The organism is Stappia sp. (assembly GCF_048261845.1).
Lineage (GTDB): Bacteria > Pseudomonadota > Alphaproteobacteria > Rhizobiales > Stappiaceae > Stappia.
This window is the reverse complement of record NZ_JBLXFR010000015.1, coordinates 15,163-30,425: the sequence shown is the minus strand read 5'-3', so window position 1 is coordinate 30,425 and position 15,263 is coordinate 15,163. Positions and strand designations below refer to the sequence as shown.

Sequence of the window (15,263 nt, the reverse complement as noted above, 5' to 3'; positions counted from 1 at the left end):
AAAAACCCTGCCCGGCCCGGATCCGGCACGGGCAGGGGTCAGCGCCGCGGGATCGTGTCCGAGCGCAGATGACGTTTCTGGGCGGCAATGCGGAATTGCGCATTCGCCGCGCCGTAGCCCTTGTATCCGCCTCGCCGTTCGACGACCTCGAAGAAGAACCCTTCCCCGTAGTTCGGGCTGTAGAGCTGGAAGTACTCCCCCTCCCCGTCGCGGTCATAAAGGATGTTCAGCGCACGCAGACGCTCGGCGAAGTCCGGGTCGAGGCCGAACCGCGCTTCCAGGTCGTCATAGTAGTTGCGCGAGATTTCCAGCGCCGTGAAGCCGCAGGCCTTCAGCGCGGCGGCGGTCGCAAAGATGTCGCGGCTTTCGAAGGCTACATGCTGGACTGCCGAGCCGAAGCTTTCGGCGATGAAGCGGCCGGCAAGCGTGCGCCGGTTCTCCGCCCCGTTGAGCGTGATCCGCAAGGCCCCGTCCGCCGTCTCGATGGCCTGGCTGCGTACCAGCCCGGCCGGGTCGACCACGTCGACCATCGGCGTTTTCCGCGTGGCGAAGATCGAGGTGTAGAACAGCGTCCAGGTCAGCATCTCCTCGTAATTCATCGTCTGCGCCAGATGGTCGATGGAGACGAGCCCGGCGTCAGCGGTGGCCTTGCCGCCCCCGGCAAGGCGGAAGTCGGTTTCCCACAACCCGGCGAGCTGTTCGTCGATGAAGTGCATCACGCCGCCGCCGACGCCCCGGATCGCGGGAATGGCGAGCTCGCCCGGACCGACCGGCTGGTCGAACGTGTCGGCGCCCAGCGCCCTGGCGCGCGCCACCGTCGCGGCGGCATCGGCGACCTTGAGCCCGATGGCGCAAACGGACGTGCCGTGCACCAGGTAGGAGGAATGGGCAAAGCCCTCCCGCTCGGTGTTGATGAGCAGGTTGATGCCGCCCTGGCGCCAGAGCGTGACCTCCTTGGAGACGTGCCGCCCGATGCGCGCGAACCCGAGCGCCCGGAACATGCCGGCCAGCACCTCGGCCTCCGCCTCGTCGGCGGCGAACTCGACGAACTCGATGCCCTCCACATCGACACGATCCGGCATCGCAGGCATGTCGATGCGGATATCCGGCTCCAGCCGCCGCACCTGGTCCATCAGGTAAACCAGTGACCTGTGCCCGTCGACGGCGATGGATTTCGGCGATCCGCCCCGGAACTGGTCGTTGAAGATCTCCAGCGACAGCACCCCGTCATAGCCGGTCGCCGCGACCGCCCGCATGAAGTCGGTGACGGCAAGGTCCCCCTCGCCCGGCATGTTGCGGAAGTGCCGGCTCCAGTAGAGCAGGTCCATGTCGATCATCGGAGCATCGGCAAGCTGGACAAGGAAAATGCGGTCGCCCGGAATGGAGCGGATCGTGTTCACGTCGGTCTTGCGCGCGAGCGTGTGAAAACTGTCGAGAATGAGCCCGACGCTGTCGTGGCCGGCCCTTCGCACGATCTCCCAGGCATCGCGGTGATCGTTGACATGCCGTCCCCAGGCAAGTGCCTCGTAGCCGACGCGCAAGCCCCGGGCCGCCGCCCGCGCGCCCAGTTCGGCGAAATCCTCGGCCGCCCGGTCGATGCCGCCAAGCGCCACGCTCGACACGTTGGAACACACGAGCATCAGGTCGGTGCCCAGTTCCTGCATCAGGTCGAACTTGCGCTCCGCCCGGTCGAATGCGCGCGTGCGGTGCGGCTCGGGCATGCCCTCGAAGTCGCGGAACGGCTGGAACAGCGTGATCTCGAGGCCGGCCTCGCGAACCATCTCGCCGACATCGCGCGGGAGTCCGTCGAAGGCGAGGAAATCATTCTCGAAGATCTCCAGCCCGTCGAAGCCGGCGGCCGAGATCGCCGACAGTTTCTCCCGGAAGTCGCCGCTGATCGAAACGGTTGCAATGGACGTCTTCATGATGCGCGGGCCTCGTTATGCGGGACATCGGGATCGTCGGCGGAAGGAAGGGTCACCTGCCGGCCGCTCTCGGCCGCCTGCCGGATGGCATCGAGAACATCGAGCGTCGCAAGCCCTTCCTCGCCGGGCACCAGGGGCTCCGCCTCGCCCAGCGCCACCTCGCAGAAATGACGCATCTGCAGGGCCAGCGGATCGCCCCCCTGACGGGTCAGGGCCTTGCGCGAGATCGGCTGGCCCCAGTCGGCCTCGCCCTCGTAATGCCAGAGCCCGAGATCCGGCAGAGACAGCGACCCGGCAGTTCCCCCGATCGTGTAGCAGGCAGCGGACGTTCTGGGATAATCGGGGTTCTCGCCCGCCGTGAGCTCCCAGCTCCACGGCGCGACAACGGCGTCGGAGACGGTCATTGTCGCCAGCGCGCCGCTGCGAAAGCGCATGATGACCGCCGCCGTGTCCTCGACCGCATGGCCGCGGGCGATCGAGGCCTGCTGCGCCTGCACGCAGGCAACGTCGCCGCACAGGTGGCGCATCAGGTCGATATCGTGGATCAGGTTGGTCAGCATCGGCCCGGCGCCCGGCTGGGTGCGCCAGGGGATGTGGAAATAGCTGTCCGGCTTTCGGAACCAGCAAAGGGCGTTGACGGCAACGATCCGGCCGATGGCACCGGCCTCGATCTGCGCCCGCGCTGCCGCAATCAGCGGGTTGTGGCGCCGGTGATGACCGACAAGCAGCGACACGCCGGCCTCGCGCGCGGCGCTCACCAGTTCACCCGCTGCGGCCGGCGTGTCGGCGAGCGGCTTTTCCACCAGAACCGGCACTCCGGCCGCGACGCATTCAAGCGCCTGCGGCACATGCAGCCGGTTCGGCGTTGCCACCACCACCCCGTCGGGGCGCATTTCGGACAGCATCTCGCCCAGAGAGGAGAACCACGGCACCTCCAGCCTCGCGGCGACGTCACGGGCCTCGAACGAGGGATCGGCAACGCCCGCAAGCTCCCCTTCCCGCATGACATGCGCCATGTGGACAAGGCCGATTTTCCCGGCTCCGATAACCGCGATGCGGGCTCTGTGCTTCATAAGGTCCCGTCCCGGGTCAAGTGATGGCGGAAACGGCCTCGGTTGGCCGTTCCCTATCCCGCCGACAATCTCCGCATCTCTAGTCCCGCAGCAGGCCGAGATGCGCCATCTGGAACGGCAATTGCGCCTCGGCCATCGCCGCTCCGTCGACGCAGCGCAGTCCCGCCGCCTGCGCGGCCGTCAGAAGCGGCGTGCATGTTCCGGGGGTCACCACATCGGCGACGTGGCCGCCCGCCTTCACCAGCGACGGCTCGAAGGGAACCGGATCGCCGGCGCGCATGCCGAGCGCCGTTGCGTTGACCGCGAGGTCGAAGCCTCCGCCCGTGTCTCCACCCGTGTCGTGGACATGCGGCGTCACATGCGAATGGTGGACCCTCAGGAGATCCGTCACGGCCTGCAACCGGCCCGGATCCGTTTCCCTCAAGGCCATCTCGCGCACTCCCGCCTCGCACAGCGCATCGACAATGGCCATTCCCGCACCCCCGCCCGCGCCGGCCACGAGCACTCTTGCGCCATCCGGCCGGAAGCCCGCCGCCCTGAGGGCGTGGACAAGGGCGAGGCCGTCGGTCATGTCGCCGCTCAGCCTCCCGTCCGCATCCCGGCGCACGATATTGGCCGCCCTTATGCGGGTTGCCCGCTGCGTTGCCGAATCGAGGGCAAGAAAGGCTGCCTGCTTGTGCGGAACGGTGACCGAGCAGCCGAGACAGTTTCCCCACTGACGAAGCAGCGCGAAGAAATCGTCGGTCGCCCCGGGGGCGACATCCATCGCGAACATCGCGGCATCGATGCCGCCCGTGGCCAGCCAGCCGTTGATCGCCGGCGGCGTATGCACCTGCTTCACCGGATGCCCGATGATCGGGAGGCAGGCCGTCCGGCCGGTGATCCTGGGATGCGCCGTCTGTATGGTCATGACGTTCTGCGTCCGGTCGGCCCCGGGCGTCGGATCACGCCCCGCACCCATCCCCCGACAGGCGTTTGCGAGAGGAGCAACGCCAGGAAGGCGATCAGCAGCACCAGCGAGATCGGATGCGAGACGAAGTCCCAGGCGAAGGTGCCAAGGTCGTTGCGGGCCCCGATCATCGCCCGCCGGTAGTTGGCATCCATCATCGGGCCGAGAATGACCCCGAGGATGACCGGCCCGACCTGGAAGCCGTAGGTTTTCAGGAAATAGCCGAAGACGCCGAAGAGCAGCATCCAGTAGATGTCGACCGGATTGTTCTGGATGGCGTAGGAGCCGACCGCCGAAAGAATGACGATCAGCGGGATCAGCACCGCCTTCGGGCATTCCACGATCTTCGTGAAGATCCGGATGCCGGTCAGCCCGAAGATCAGCAGGAAGATGTTGGCGAGCGCAAGGTTGCCGACCGTGAACCAGAACAGGTGCGGCGTCTCGACGAGCAGCAAGGGCCCCGGCTTCAGCCCGTGGATGAACAGCGCCCCGATGATCACGGCGGTGACCGCATCGCCCGGAATGCCCAGCGTCAGCATCGGCACGAAGGCCCCGCCGACGGCGGCGTTGTTGGCCGCTTCCGGCGCGATCAGCCCTTCCTTGGCGCCCTCGCCGAAGGGCACGTCCGGGTTCTTCGTCACCCGCTTGGCATCGTCATAGGCAAGCAGCGCGGCGATGTCGCCGCCGGTGCCCGGCAGCGCGCCGATCAGCGTGCCGATGCCGGAGGCGCGCAGCGCCAGCTTGAAGTAGCGGCGGATGTCGGAGAGCCGGGGAATGATGCGGTCGATCTTCTGCTTCACCGCCGGCAGGTCGAGATTGTGCAGCTGGACGAAGGCCTCCGCGACACCGAAGAAACCGATCATGGCGACCACATAGGGAATGCCGCCCATCAGCGTGATCGTGTCGAAGGTGAAGCGCCCTTCCGCCGTCATCGGGTCGAGGCCGACCATGCCGATGAGCACGCCGAGCGCCCCGGCAAAGACGCCCTTGGCGAAGCTCTCGCCCGACAGCGTTCCGACCAGCAGGATGCCGATCATCGCCAGCAGCAGATAGTCGCGCGAGGTGAATTTCAGCGCGAAATCCGAAAGTAGCGGGGCAAAAAGGGCAAGCGCCAGGATGCCGACGAAACCGCCGAACACGGACATGACGGTGGTCAGCCCGACCGCTTCCCCGGCCTCCCCGCGTTGCGCCATCGGATAGCCGTCGAGGGCCGTGGCGATCGCGCTCGGCGCGCCGGGAATGTTGAGCAGGATCGCGGTGCGCGAGCCGCCATAGACGCCGCCGATATAGACGCCCGCGATCAGCGCCAGCGCGTCGTTGACGTTCCACTTGAACGTGAAGGAAATCAGGATCGAGGCGGCCATCGTGACCGACAGGCCGGGGATCGCGCCGACATAGATGCCGGCCAGCGTGCCCGCCGCCGTCAGCATCAGCAGCCAGGGATCGAACCAGGAGATCGTCAGGTAGCCCAGAACCTCGGCCATCTCAGAACAGCCCCGGAAGCAGCATGCCCTTGGGCAGCACGACCTGGAAGATCACACGGAAGAGCAGGTAGATCGCACCGAGCGACGCGGCGGCGATCGTCGCCGTCAGCATGACGTTCCGGCGCCAGAGAAACTGGATGGCAAGAAACAGGAACAGGCCCGAGGACAGCAGGAAGCCGAGCCACGGCATCGCCGCGACATAGGCGCCGACCAGCGCCAGCATCACCACCTGGCGCGGCGGCGTGACCTCGGCGAGGAAACGGCGCAAGCCCCCGTCGGCCGCGCGCCGGCCGGCCGCCTTGCGCAGGATCGCCAGCGCCGACACGACCATCAGGCCGCTTGCCAGCATCGGAAAGATGCCGGGTGTCGAAAGGCCCGAGAATCCGGAAATCCTCGTCGCTTCCCAAAACAGCCAGAGGCTGAAGACAAGCATGAGAACGGCGAAGGCAAGTTCCCCCGGCCGCCGCGGAGCTTGCGTGGACATGGGTCTTTCTCCCGGGCAGGATGGAGCCGCGGCCGGGCGCGGGAGCCCGGCCGCGATCAGGATCAGGGGCGCGGAATGCCGAGGCTTTCCGGGCTGACCTTGGCGGCGCCCGTGTCCTGCAGGGCCCAGGCCGTGACCTGCTGCCACTTGACGAGGAAGGTCTCGGCCTCCTCGCCGGAGATGTTCATCATCACGTTGCCGCGATTGGCCATCAGCGTCTGGAACTCGGAGCTTTCCGCCGCCGTCGCGAAGGCGGAAACCAGCTTCGCCTTGACGTCGTCCGGCGTGTCCTTCTTGACGAAGACGCCGTAGAACGGGCCCCAGGGCAGGTAGCTTGCCATGCCCGGAATGGTCTCGGTGACCGCCGGCACGCCCGGCAGGGTGTCGACCGGGGCGTCGTTGACCACGGCGAGCGCCCGCATCGTGCCGGCCTTGATCTGCTCGGCCGCCGCCGAAAGGCCCGACGGCATGAAGTCGACCTCGCCGCCCAGCATCGCCGTCAGGCCGGGGCCCTCACCGTCGAAGGGGATTGCGATGACGTCGAAGGGCGCGGAGTTGGAGATCAGGGCGCTGACCGTCGACGGCAGGCCGCCGGGGCCGGTCGAGCCCATCTTGACGCTGCCCGGATTGGCCTTGATGTCGTCCATCAGCTCGCCGAACGTCTTGTACTTCGAGCCTTCCGGCACGACCACGACGGCAACGCCGCGTCCCAGGATGTTGACCGGATAGAAGTTCGAATAGTCGAGCTTGCCGACGCCCATCACCGGATGCAGCTGCGGGTTTTCGGCACCGTAAAGGAACGTGTAGCCGTCAGCCGGCGCCGCGTTGACATAGGCGGTCGAGATGGCACCGGCACCGCCCGACTTGTTGAGCACCACGATCGGCTTGCCGAGCGCGGCCTCGGCGGCCGGGTTGATGGCACGGGCGACCGTGTCGGTGGCCCCGCCCGCGCCCCACATCACGACGCCCAGAAGCTCGCGCTCCGGGAATTCGGCGGTGGCAACGCCAGCGGAAAGGGCAAGAGCCGCGACGGCTCCGGCAAAAGTACGGATCATGGTGTCCTCCCAGACTTGTTCTTTGGCGCTCCGCAAGGTCCTCCCAGACCTGGCATTCGGCGAACCGCTTCTGCACCGCGATGAGGTGTGCACGGCAAAAGGTTTGCACGTCGAATGACTTAACGCAAATACCAATATTTACGATATCCATAACCTTCTGTTATGAAAACCCGCGCCGGGTGACCGCGTCCATTTCCCCGCGCAGCAAGGCGATGAAAGCCTCGGCAAAGCCCGATATCTCGAGATCGGACCGGCGGGCGACATAGGTCCTGAACGGCGTTTTCTCGGCGATGGGAACGAGGCGGATGTCGCGGTCCGGTCCGTGCAGTTCGGCAACGGTGAAATTGTCGAGCACGGCAACGCCGAGATTCTGGCGCACCAGGCCAAGCACCGTCGTGCCGAACCGCGCCCTGATCTCGATGCGGAAATCGAGGCCCTGCCGGGCGAAGATCTCGGCAAGGATCGCCCCGTAAGGATCCGCCGGGTCGATGCCGATCAGCGGGAAGGCGGCGATGTCGGCGGCCGTGACCCGCTCCAGCCGGGCGAGCGGATGATCCCGGTGGGCAACGCACACGAGGTTCCCGACCGCTAGGTGCTCGAACACGATCGAGGGATGGTCGAAGCGGTGGCTCATGCACACGAACTGTCCCTTGCCAAGGAGCAGGAAGTCGATGGCCTCCTCGATCTTGAGGATCTCGATATTCATCCGGATGTCGGGGTAGCGTGCCTTCAGCCCGGCCGCCGCGCGGGGCACCATCACGTTGGCAATGCTCGGCACCGAGGCCAGCGATATCTCGACATCGTGGCCGCGCTCCATCTGCCCGATCGAGACCTGCAGGTGGAGCAGCTTCTTGTGGACTTCCTGCAGCTGCAGGAAGACCTGCTGCGATTCCGGCGTGGGAACGTATCGCCCGCCGCTGCGGGTGAAGAGCTTGATGCCGAGCGAGGTTTCCAGATGCTTCATCGTCCGGCTGATGCCGGGCTGCGCCACGTTGAGGATGCGGGCGGCGCCGGCGATCGATCCCGCCACCATGACGGCGCGCAGGACCTCGATCTGACGGAGCGTGAGGGACTTCTCGTTGGCCATCGCGGTCAAGGCTACAGCCCTGTCCCGCCGTTGGAAAGCCGGCCGGCAGCGCGCCCGTTCAGGACTGTTCGCCGCCCCGATGCAGCCGGTAGCGGAAGTCGCAGTGGGTCGCGCCCTTCATGATCGTCTGGGTGCGCGTCAGCTCCATCTTCGGATTGTAGCCGATGCAGAAATCACCGTCCCGGTTGCAGGAGAGCAGGTGGCCGATATCGCCAAGCCCCATCTCCTTGTACATCTCCGAATAGCGGCAGCGGGTGATGTTGAACTCGAGCCTGTCCGGCCCTTCCTCGATCACGTCCATCTCCAGCGCCCCGTCCATCTTCCACAGCGGCAGCAGGTCGGCGAAGTCCTTGAGGTCCGGCTCGTGGTCCTCCTTGTCGCGGAACTCCTTGCCCTGGGCGATGGCGGAGTTGGAGACGGCATCGCCGATCACCTTCTCCGCTTCCTCGCGCCCGTGCCGCTCCACAAGCACGTCGAAGACATGCTTGAGGACCGCGGCCTCGATGCGGCGCTTTTCGATCATCGGAAGCGTCATGGCAGTGTCCTTTCGCGTCTGTGTGGCACCCGTGTTCGCGGTGCCCTGTCCGTGGCAGCAGGAACGCGCAGCTATGACTGCGCGCTCACATGCCCTCCCAGATAGGCATCGGCGACACGGCTGTCATTGGCAAGGTCGCTTGCCGCGCCCTCCATGACGATCCGGCCTCCCTCGATCACCGCCGCCCGGTCGGCGATCCGGAGCGCTGCCTTGGCGTTCTGCTCGACGATCAGGATCGCATAGCCTTCCGCCCGGATCTCCTCGACGAGGTCGAAGATGAAGCGCACCAGCATCGGCGCAAGGCCGAGCGAAGGCTCGTCGAGCAGCAGCACCTTCGGCTTGCGCATCAATGCCCGCCCGATGCACAGCATCTGCTGTTCGCCGCCCGAAAGGGAGCCTGCCCCCTGCTTCAGCCGTTCCTTCAGCTTGGGAAACAGCTTCAGCACGTGATCGAGTTCCTGCGTGCCGAGCGGCCCGCCGCCGATGGTCAGGTTTTCCAGAACGCTCATGTTGGAAAAGATCTGCCGCCCCTCGGGGGCCTGCAGGATGCCCTTTTCCACGATCTGGTGGCTTTTCAGGCCGGCGATGTTCTCGCCGTCATAGCGGATCTCGCCCCCCGTCGGCTGGTAGATCCCGGAGATGCACCGCATCAGGCTGGTCTTGCCGACGCCGTTGGCGCCCAGGATGGCGAGAATGCCCTTGTCCGCGAGGCTCAAGGTGATCTCGTGCAGGATGTCCTGGACACCGATCCGCAGCGACAGGTTTTCGATTTCGAGAACGTTCACTCGTCCACCCCCAGATAGGCTTCCAGGACCTCGCGGTTCTGCCGGACGACCGACGGTTCCGCATCGGCGATCTTCTTGCCCGAGGCGAGCACGACGATGCGCTCGCAGATGCTCATCACGAGCCCCATGTCGTGCTCGACAAGCATCACGGTCAGCCCGCCCGCATGCAGCTCCTTGATGAAGGCGGCAAGCTCGGCGGTCTCGGAATCGTTGAGCCCCGCCGCCGGTTCGTCAAGAATCAGCAGGTCCGGCTTCATGGCCAGCGCGCGGGCGATCTCCAGATACTTGCGCTTGCCGTAGGCAAGGTTGGCCGCAAGATCGTTCGCATACCGGGTGAGCTGGACCTTCTCCAGCGCCTCCCAGCTTCGCTCCGAAATCTCCTTCGCCCGGTTCGAGCCGGAGCGGATCGCCTGCCAGGGACTCTGGCCGATGGCTCCGACCGCGCCGACCGAGACATTGTCGAACACGGTCATGTTGGGGAAGACGCGCAGGTTCTGGAACGTGCGCGAGATACCCCGGTTGGCGATGACCGAGGGCTTCAGCCCGCTGATCTTCTCGCCGCGATAGCGGATCTCGCCCGACGACACGGGGGTGAAGCCGGAGATCAGGTTGAACAGCGTCGTCTTGCCGGCGCCGTTCGGGCCGATCAGGCCGACGAGCTCCCGCTCTCCGACGGTGGTGGTGACGCTGTCGACAGCCATGAGGCCGCCGAAGCGCCGGGACACATTGTCCACCTCGAGCATGGCGGTCATTTCCAGCCCACCTTCTGCTTGTCGGGATTGTCCTGCCAGGCGGAACCGAACTGACGGCGGATGAAGTTGAGCGCCGGAACTTCGCCGAACAGTCCCTTGGGCAGGAACAGGATCGAGAAGAACAGCACGAAGCCGACGATGATGTTGCGCATGTCGCCCACCCCGCGCAGGGCCTCGGGCAGCAGGATCAGCAGCAGGGCGCCGATGATGGCGCCGGGAATGCTGCCCAGCCCGCCGACCACGACCATGGCCAGGATCAGGATCGATTCAGCGAAGTCGAAGTCCACCGGCGAGATGTAGCCCGTCGTGTAGGCCCACAGGGCGCCCGCGATGCCGGCGAAGAAGGACGAGATCATGAAGGACTCGATCTTCAGCCGGACCGTGTTGATGCCCATCGCATCGGCGCACTGGTCGTCCTCGCGCAGGCTGCGCAGGGCATTGCCGTAGTAGGAATGGCTCAGCCGGTGGATCACCCAGATCGAGATGCAGACGATGGTCGCGACCACGAAGTAGATGCCCAGCTCGCTGTCGACGGTGTAGCCGAACAGGTCGATCCCCGAGAACAGGCTGACGCCGTTCGGTCCCTTCGTCACCTCGACCCAGTTCTGCAGCACGAGGAAGATCATCTGGCCGATGCCGAGCGTGGCGACGGCAAAGTAGATGCTGACGAGACGCATGGTCGGCAGGGCGACGACGAAGGCGATGGCCGCCGCGCCGAGGCCCGCGAGCGGCAGGCCGAGGGTGAAGCCGATGCCGTAGTCGGCCCCGGCCAGCGCCGCGATATAGGCGCCGACGCCGTAGAAGGCGGCATGGCCCAGATGCAGCAGGCCGGCAATGCCCGTGACCAGCTGCAGCGACACGGCCAGCAGCGAGAAGATCAGCGCCAGCATGACCACCTGGTAGATGTAGCCCTTGTCCAGGGACACCAGGAGGAACGGAAGGGCGACGAAGAGCACCGCCAGGATGGCGAGCTTCAGGCCCGCCGACTGAATGAAGTCCTTAGACACGTTCCCTCCTCGCTCCGAAGAGCCCTTGCGGGAAGAACACGAGGGTGACGATCAGGAACAGATACGCGACCATATCCGCCCAGACCGACGACATGAACGTGGTCGACATGCTCTCCGCCACACCCAGCACGAGGGCGGCGATCACGGCCCCGGGTATCGAGCTGAGCCCGCCCATGACCATGGCGACGAACGCCTTGACGCCCGGGATGAAGCCCATCGAGGGGAACACCGCGCCGTAGTAGAGGCCGACGAGAATGCCGGCGAGCGCGCCCATCATCGAGCCGATGACGAAGGTCAGCACGATGGTGCGGTCGGTGTTGATGCCGACATATTTCGCGCCCAGGGGATTGTTCGACACCGCGCGGATCGACAGGCCGATGGAGCTGTATTTCAGCAGCCACTGCAGCCCGCCCAGCATCAGCACCGAGACGACGAAGATGATGATGTCGCCGTTGACGATGGTGACCGGGCCGAGCGAGATCGGCTTGTTGATCAGATAGCTGATGTCGACGGTCTGGAACTCGGAGCCGAACAGCAGCTCCATGGCTTCGCGGGCGATGATCGACATGGCCAGCGAGGACATCAGCGTCGCCTCGCGCATGGCCCGCGATTTCAGCGAAGCTTCGTCCGAGAATCTTCGGAATGGTCTGAACGCCAGCCTTTCCAGGCTGAAGCCCGCCAGCGCACCGACAGCCAGCACGATGAAGACGATGACGAGGAACGGCGGGCCGAAGGCGGCGATCGCCATGATGCCGGCGAAGGCGCCGATCGTGTAGACCTCGCCATGGGCGAAGTTGACGACGTTGAGAACGCCGAAGATCAGCGTGAAACCGATGGCCATCAGGGCATAGACCATGCCCAGGGATATGCCGATCGTCAGCTGTTGCAGATAATAGGGATCGATCACGGGTGTCTGTCCTGGCGAGCTAGGAACACTGGAACCAGGCGTAGCGGCAGCGCTCCCCACCCCCCGGGGTCCGGGTCATGGTGGCGGCAGCTCCCCATTACGCTCAGGCCCTGCGGAGCCCCGCTGCGTCTTCCCTCCCCGGACGACAGGCCCGGGGAGGGAAAAGCGCGACGTTACTTGAGCGGGACGAACTGGCCGTCAGTCACCGTCGCCTTGGTGAGCTGCTTCAGGGCCTCGCCGTTCTCGTCGAAGGACGTGACGCCGGTGACGCCCGGGAAGTCCTTGGTCTTGGCCAGCTCGTCGCGGACGTTCTGGCGCGAGACATCCGGATAGGCACGTGCGACGGCCTCGAGCATGATGTTCACGGCGTCGTAAGCCTGGGCCGGGAACTGGCCGGGCTCGGCACCCTCGCGGGCGGCCTTCCACTCGTCGACGAAGGTCTTGACGTGGTCGCTCTCGCTGTTGGGCAGGAAGGTGACCGTCAGGAACAGGCCTTCGGCGGCCGGGCCGGCGAGCTCGACGAGCTTCTGGTTGTAGGCGGCGGAGGTCGAATAGACCGGGGTCTCGACGCTCAGCTGCTTCATCTGCTTGAGGAACTGGGCGCCGTCCTCATAGAAGAAGCCCGTGTAGATCGCGTCCGGCTTGGCGCGCTCGATCTTGGTGATGATCGAGCGGAAATCCGGCAGGCCGCGGTTGAAGAACTCGGTGAAGACGATCTCGCCGCCATTGGCTTCCACCTTCTCGGCGAAGTCCTTGACCACCGACTGGCCCCAGTCGGTCTGCTCGGCGATCACCGCGATCTTCTTCAGGCCCTGCTCGTTCATCCAGTCGGCGTTGTAGACGCCTTCCTGGGCCTGCGTGGTGATGTTGCGGAACTGCCACTCGGAGATCTTGGCGAAGTCCGGGTGCGAGGCGGTCTGGCTCAGCTGGGCCATCTCGGCGCGCTTGTAGACCTGGGCAGCGGCCATCGAGACGGTGGAGGTGAAGTCGCCGAGCGCGGCGACGATGCGCTCGTCATCGACGAACTTGCGGGCGATCGCGACGCCTTCCTTGGCGTCGGAACGGGAGTCCTCGAAAATGATCTCGACCGGCACCTTCATCTTGCCGGAAGCATTGAAATCCTTGAGGGCGATCTCCGCCGCCGTCTTGAAGTCCTGGCCATACTGGGCCGTATTGCCGGTGAGCGGCAGCTGGTAACCCAGATAGACCGGCCCTTCGGCAGCAGCGCTGATGGGGAGAGCAAGCAACCCGACCGTTCCAAGAAACAGTCCGAGAGAATTCCTGCGAGAGATTTCCATAGTGACCTTCTCCGTTTTCTGGAAGAAATTGTGAATTCTTTTTGTTCCCCGTTTCGGAACGAGGTTTCCTTACCCTTGATGCGATCCCGGCTCGACTCTCAGGAGGCAGCAGCCGGTCTTTCCTTTCGTCCAGGTTTCCCCTTTGAACGTAAAGCCTGCTTCTGTAAAGAGCCCGCCGTCAATGGCGCCGGCTGCCTTGCACAGCAGTTCGAGGTCCTCCTCGCTGCGCCCCTGCTCCACCCAGGTGTCCTTGAGCGGGCAGCGGTGGAACTGGATTTCGAGCCGCTCCTCGTCGCATTTCTTGATCTCCGGCGCGAACATCTGTGCCGAGCACGGAATGCCGCCGATGAACGCCTCCTTCAGCCCGGGCAGGTCGTCCGGACCCAGATGCGCGAATTTCGTGCCCATGTCCTTGCCGAGCCGGCGGGTGGATTCGCCGATCAGCTCGACCGCCCGGTCGGCGCCAAACGCCTCGCGCAGGACATCGAACATATGCGCATAGGCCTTGGCCCGCATGGCGAAGGCGGCCTTCAGCATGTCGAGAGTGACAACGGGCTCGCTGGAAGTGTCTTGGGTCATCCGGGATTCCTTCTTGCTTGTCGTTGCGGCGATCTAGTCGCGGCCGTCCCGCCACCTGTAGAGCGGCAGCATTGCGGTGGGAGCGAGGGTCTTGATGAGGCTGTGCAGCGGGATCGGCCTCGGGTCGGACATGGGCAGCGCCAGCTCCTCCTCCGGCATTCCCGAAATGGCGGCGGCGAGTTCCCGGCCGAGCGAGACCGAGAGCCCCACCCCGCGCCCGTTGCAGCCCGCCCAGCACCAGAAATCCGGGCCAAGCTGGCTGACGAAGGGGAACCGGTCCTCGGTCATGCCGATATATCCGTTCCAGACGAAGTCGAACTCCGGCCGGCCGAGAACCGGGAAGGCCTCCTGCAGCCGGCGCCCGACAATCGCCTTCAGCCTTTCCGGTCCATTGTAGCCGATCGCCAGCGCACCGCCCGTCACCAGCCGGTTGCGCTTGTCGAACCGGAAGAAATGAAGGTCCCCGTGAGTGTCGGACACGGCTTCGCGCCCCGGCACCACCACCTCGCGCTGTTCCGCGCTCAGCGGTGTCGTCGCCATCTGCCATGACAGCACGGGAACGAGGGATCGCGCCACCTTCGGTGCGAGGCCACCAGCAAGGAACCCGGTATAGGCATTGGTCGCCAGCATCGCGGCACGGGCAACGAGTTCGCCGTCGCGCGTCTTCAGGTGCCACTTGCCGCCACGCCGATCGACCGTCTCGACCGGGCTTGCCTCATGGATCACGACGCCCTTCGTCTCGCAGGCGGACGCAAGGCCGCGAGCAAGCGCCAGCGGATTGATATGCCCGCCGGTCGGATTGTACATGCCGCCATGCCAGCGATCCGAGCCGATGACCCGGGACGCCTCGCCCCGGTCGAGCAGCCGCACCGGCGCTCCGCGTTTCGCCCAGGCATTGACCCGGGCCTCGGAGAGTTTCATCCGGCTTTCCCGGTGAGCCGGCTGGAACCAGCCTGTCTGCTCGCCCTCGCAGTCGATGCCCTCAATACGCACCGTGTCGAACAGGTAGGAGGCACTGTCGCGCACCAGCCCGACGAACCGCTCACCCGCCTCTCCGAACCGTTCCTCGATCGCATCCGGCTCGGCCGCCGTCATCGTCGGGATGACCTGGCCGTTGTTGCGCCCCGAACCGCCAAATCCGATGCTTCTCCCCTCCAGCAGGGTGACCGCATGGCCGGCCCGCGCCAGGTGAAGCGCCGTCGAAAGCCCCGAGAACCCGCCTCCGATGACGGCCACATCCGTGTCGGCCCTGCCTTTCAGCGCAGGTGCGGCGGCCCGGGGCGGGGAAACGCCCGCCCAAAGGGAATCCGATATCTGCTGGCTGGAGAACATCGGCGTGGTCC

General features: G+C 65.6%; 15 protein-coding genes. All 15 read right to left on the bottom strand.

The window, feature by feature from the left end:
• Window positions 1-38: 38 nt before the first annotated feature.
• Window positions 39-1,925, bottom strand: a complete 1,887-nt coding sequence (locus tag ACN0T5_RS08575; protein WP_417768205.1) for a bifunctional sugar phosphate isomerase/epimerase/4-hydroxyphenylpyruvate dioxygenase family protein — start codon at window positions 1,923-1,925, stop codon at window positions 39-41.
• On the bottom strand, window positions 1,922-2,998 hold the full coding sequence (locus tag ACN0T5_RS08570; RefSeq protein ID WP_417768204.1) for a Gfo/Idh/MocA family protein: 1,077 nt from the start codon (window positions 2,996-2,998) through the stop codon (window positions 1,922-1,924). The genes ACN0T5_RS08575 and ACN0T5_RS08570 overlap by 4 nt, the downstream gene beginning before the upstream one ends.
• Window positions 2,999-3,077: 79 nt before the next feature.
• A complete protein-coding gene (locus tag ACN0T5_RS08565; RefSeq protein ID WP_417768203.1) occupies window positions 3,078-3,908 on the bottom strand; it encodes a shikimate dehydrogenase family protein in 831 nt (276 codons plus the stop codon).
• Window positions 3,905-5,431, bottom strand: a complete 1,527-nt coding sequence (locus tag ACN0T5_RS08560; RefSeq protein WP_417768202.1) for a tripartite tricarboxylate transporter permease — start codon at window positions 5,429-5,431, stop codon at window positions 3,905-3,907. The genes ACN0T5_RS08565 and ACN0T5_RS08560 overlap by 4 nt, the downstream gene beginning before the upstream one ends.
• Window position 5,432: 1 nt before the next feature.
• Window positions 5,433-5,915 carry a tripartite tricarboxylate transporter TctB family protein gene (locus ACN0T5_RS08555; RefSeq protein WP_417768201.1) on the bottom strand — a complete coding sequence of 161 codons (483 nt, stop codon included), beginning with the start codon at window positions 5,913-5,915 and terminating at the stop codon, window positions 5,433-5,435.
• Window positions 5,916-5,977: 62 nt separating this feature from the next.
• Complete coding sequence (locus ACN0T5_RS08550) at window positions 5,978-6,970, bottom strand: tripartite tricarboxylate transporter substrate binding protein (RefSeq protein ID WP_417768200.1); 993 nt, start codon at window positions 6,968-6,970, stop codon at window positions 5,978-5,980.
• 160 nt (window positions 6,971-7,130) lie between these two features.
• The gene (locus ACN0T5_RS08545) at window positions 7,131-8,057 is read right to left on the bottom strand and encodes a LysR family transcriptional regulator (RefSeq protein ID WP_417768252.1); all 927 of its coding nucleotides are present in this window, start codon (window positions 8,055-8,057) and stop codon (window positions 7,131-7,133) included.
• A gap of 58 nt (window positions 8,058-8,115) precedes the next feature.
• Entirely contained in the window at window positions 8,116-8,592 is a 477-nt protein-coding gene (locus ACN0T5_RS08540; RefSeq protein WP_417768199.1) for an L-2-amino-thiazoline-4-carboxylic acid hydrolase, read from the bottom strand.
• A gap of 71 nt (window positions 8,593-8,663) precedes the next feature.
• Window positions 8,664-9,377, bottom strand: coding sequence for an ABC transporter ATP-binding protein (locus ACN0T5_RS08535; RefSeq protein WP_417768198.1), 714 nt, complete (start codon window positions 9,375-9,377; stop codon window positions 8,664-8,666).
• On the bottom strand, window positions 9,374-10,129 hold the full coding sequence (locus ACN0T5_RS08530; protein WP_417768197.1) for an ABC transporter ATP-binding protein: 756 nt from the start codon (window positions 10,127-10,129) through the stop codon (window positions 9,374-9,376). The genes ACN0T5_RS08535 and ACN0T5_RS08530 overlap by 4 nt, the downstream gene beginning before the upstream one ends.
• On the bottom strand, window positions 10,126-11,136 hold the full coding sequence (locus ACN0T5_RS08525; protein ID WP_417768196.1) for a branched-chain amino acid ABC transporter permease: 1,011 nt from the start codon (window positions 11,134-11,136) through the stop codon (window positions 10,126-10,128). The genes ACN0T5_RS08530 and ACN0T5_RS08525 overlap by 4 nt, the downstream gene beginning before the upstream one ends.
• Window positions 11,129-12,043 (bottom strand): branched-chain amino acid ABC transporter permease, encoded by a 915-nt coding sequence (locus ACN0T5_RS08520; RefSeq protein WP_417768195.1) that lies wholly within the window; start codon window positions 12,041-12,043, stop codon window positions 11,129-11,131. The genes ACN0T5_RS08525 and ACN0T5_RS08520 overlap by 8 nt, the downstream gene beginning before the upstream one ends.
• A gap of 173 nt (window positions 12,044-12,216) precedes the next feature.
• Window positions 12,217-13,290 (bottom strand): ABC transporter substrate-binding protein, encoded by a 1,074-nt coding sequence (locus tag ACN0T5_RS08515; RefSeq protein ID WP_417768194.1) that lies wholly within the window; start codon window positions 13,288-13,290, stop codon window positions 12,217-12,219.
• Window positions 13,291-13,410: 120 nt separating this feature from the next.
• Window positions 13,411-13,920, bottom strand: coding sequence for an L-2-amino-thiazoline-4-carboxylic acid hydrolase (locus ACN0T5_RS08510; protein ID WP_417768193.1), 510 nt, complete (start codon window positions 13,918-13,920; stop codon window positions 13,411-13,413).
• A gap of 33 nt (window positions 13,921-13,953) precedes the next feature.
• Window positions 13,954-15,252 carry an NAD(P)/FAD-dependent oxidoreductase gene (locus ACN0T5_RS08505; protein ID WP_417768192.1) on the bottom strand — a complete coding sequence of 433 codons (1,299 nt, stop codon included), beginning with the start codon at window positions 15,250-15,252 and terminating at the stop codon, window positions 13,954-13,956.
• Window positions 15,253-15,263 lie beyond the last annotated feature (11 nt).

What these genes read in the sequence shown, in the direction of transcription:
- ACN0T5_RS08555 (WP_417768201.1), bottom strand. Translation starts at nt 5,915, where the DNA reads ATGTCCACGCAAGCTCCGCGGCGGCCGGGGGAACTTGCCTTCGCCGTT.
- ACN0T5_RS08570 (WP_417768204.1), bottom strand. Translation starts at nt 2,998, where the DNA reads ATGAAGCACAGAGCCCGCATCGCGGTTATCGGAGCCGGGAAAATCGGC.
- ACN0T5_RS08505 (WP_417768192.1), bottom strand. Translation starts at nt 15,252, where the DNA reads ATGTTCTCCAGCCAGCAGATATCGGATTCCCTTTGGGCGGGCGTTTCC.
- ACN0T5_RS08545 (WP_417768252.1), bottom strand. Translation starts at nt 8,057, where the DNA reads ATGGCCAACGAGAAGTCCCTCACGCTCCGTCAGATCGAGGTCCTGCGC.
- ACN0T5_RS08575 (WP_417768205.1), bottom strand. Translation starts at nt 1,925, where the DNA reads ATGAAGACGTCCATTGCAACCGTTTCGATCAGCGGCGACTTCCGGGAG.
- ACN0T5_RS08560 (WP_417768202.1), bottom strand. Translation starts at nt 5,431, where the DNA reads ATGGCCGAGGTTCTGGGCTACCTGACGATCTCCTGGTTCGATCCCTGG.
- ACN0T5_RS08565 (WP_417768203.1), bottom strand. Translation starts at nt 3,908, where the DNA reads ATGACCATACAGACGGCGCATCCCAGGATCACCGGCCGGACGGCCTGC.
- ACN0T5_RS08550 (WP_417768200.1), bottom strand. Translation starts at nt 6,970, where the DNA reads ATGATCCGTACTTTTGCCGGAGCCGTCGCGGCTCTTGCCCTTTCCGCT.
- ACN0T5_RS08530 (WP_417768197.1), bottom strand. Translation starts at nt 10,129, where the DNA reads ATGACCGCCATGCTCGAGGTGGACAATGTGTCCCGGCGCTTCGGCGGC.
- ACN0T5_RS08540 (WP_417768199.1), bottom strand. Translation starts at nt 8,592, where the DNA reads ATGACGCTTCCGATGATCGAAAAGCGCCGCATCGAGGCCGCGGTCCTC.
- ACN0T5_RS08510 (WP_417768193.1), bottom strand. Translation starts at nt 13,920, where the DNA reads ATGACCCAAGACACTTCCAGCGAGCCCGTTGTCACTCTCGACATGCTG.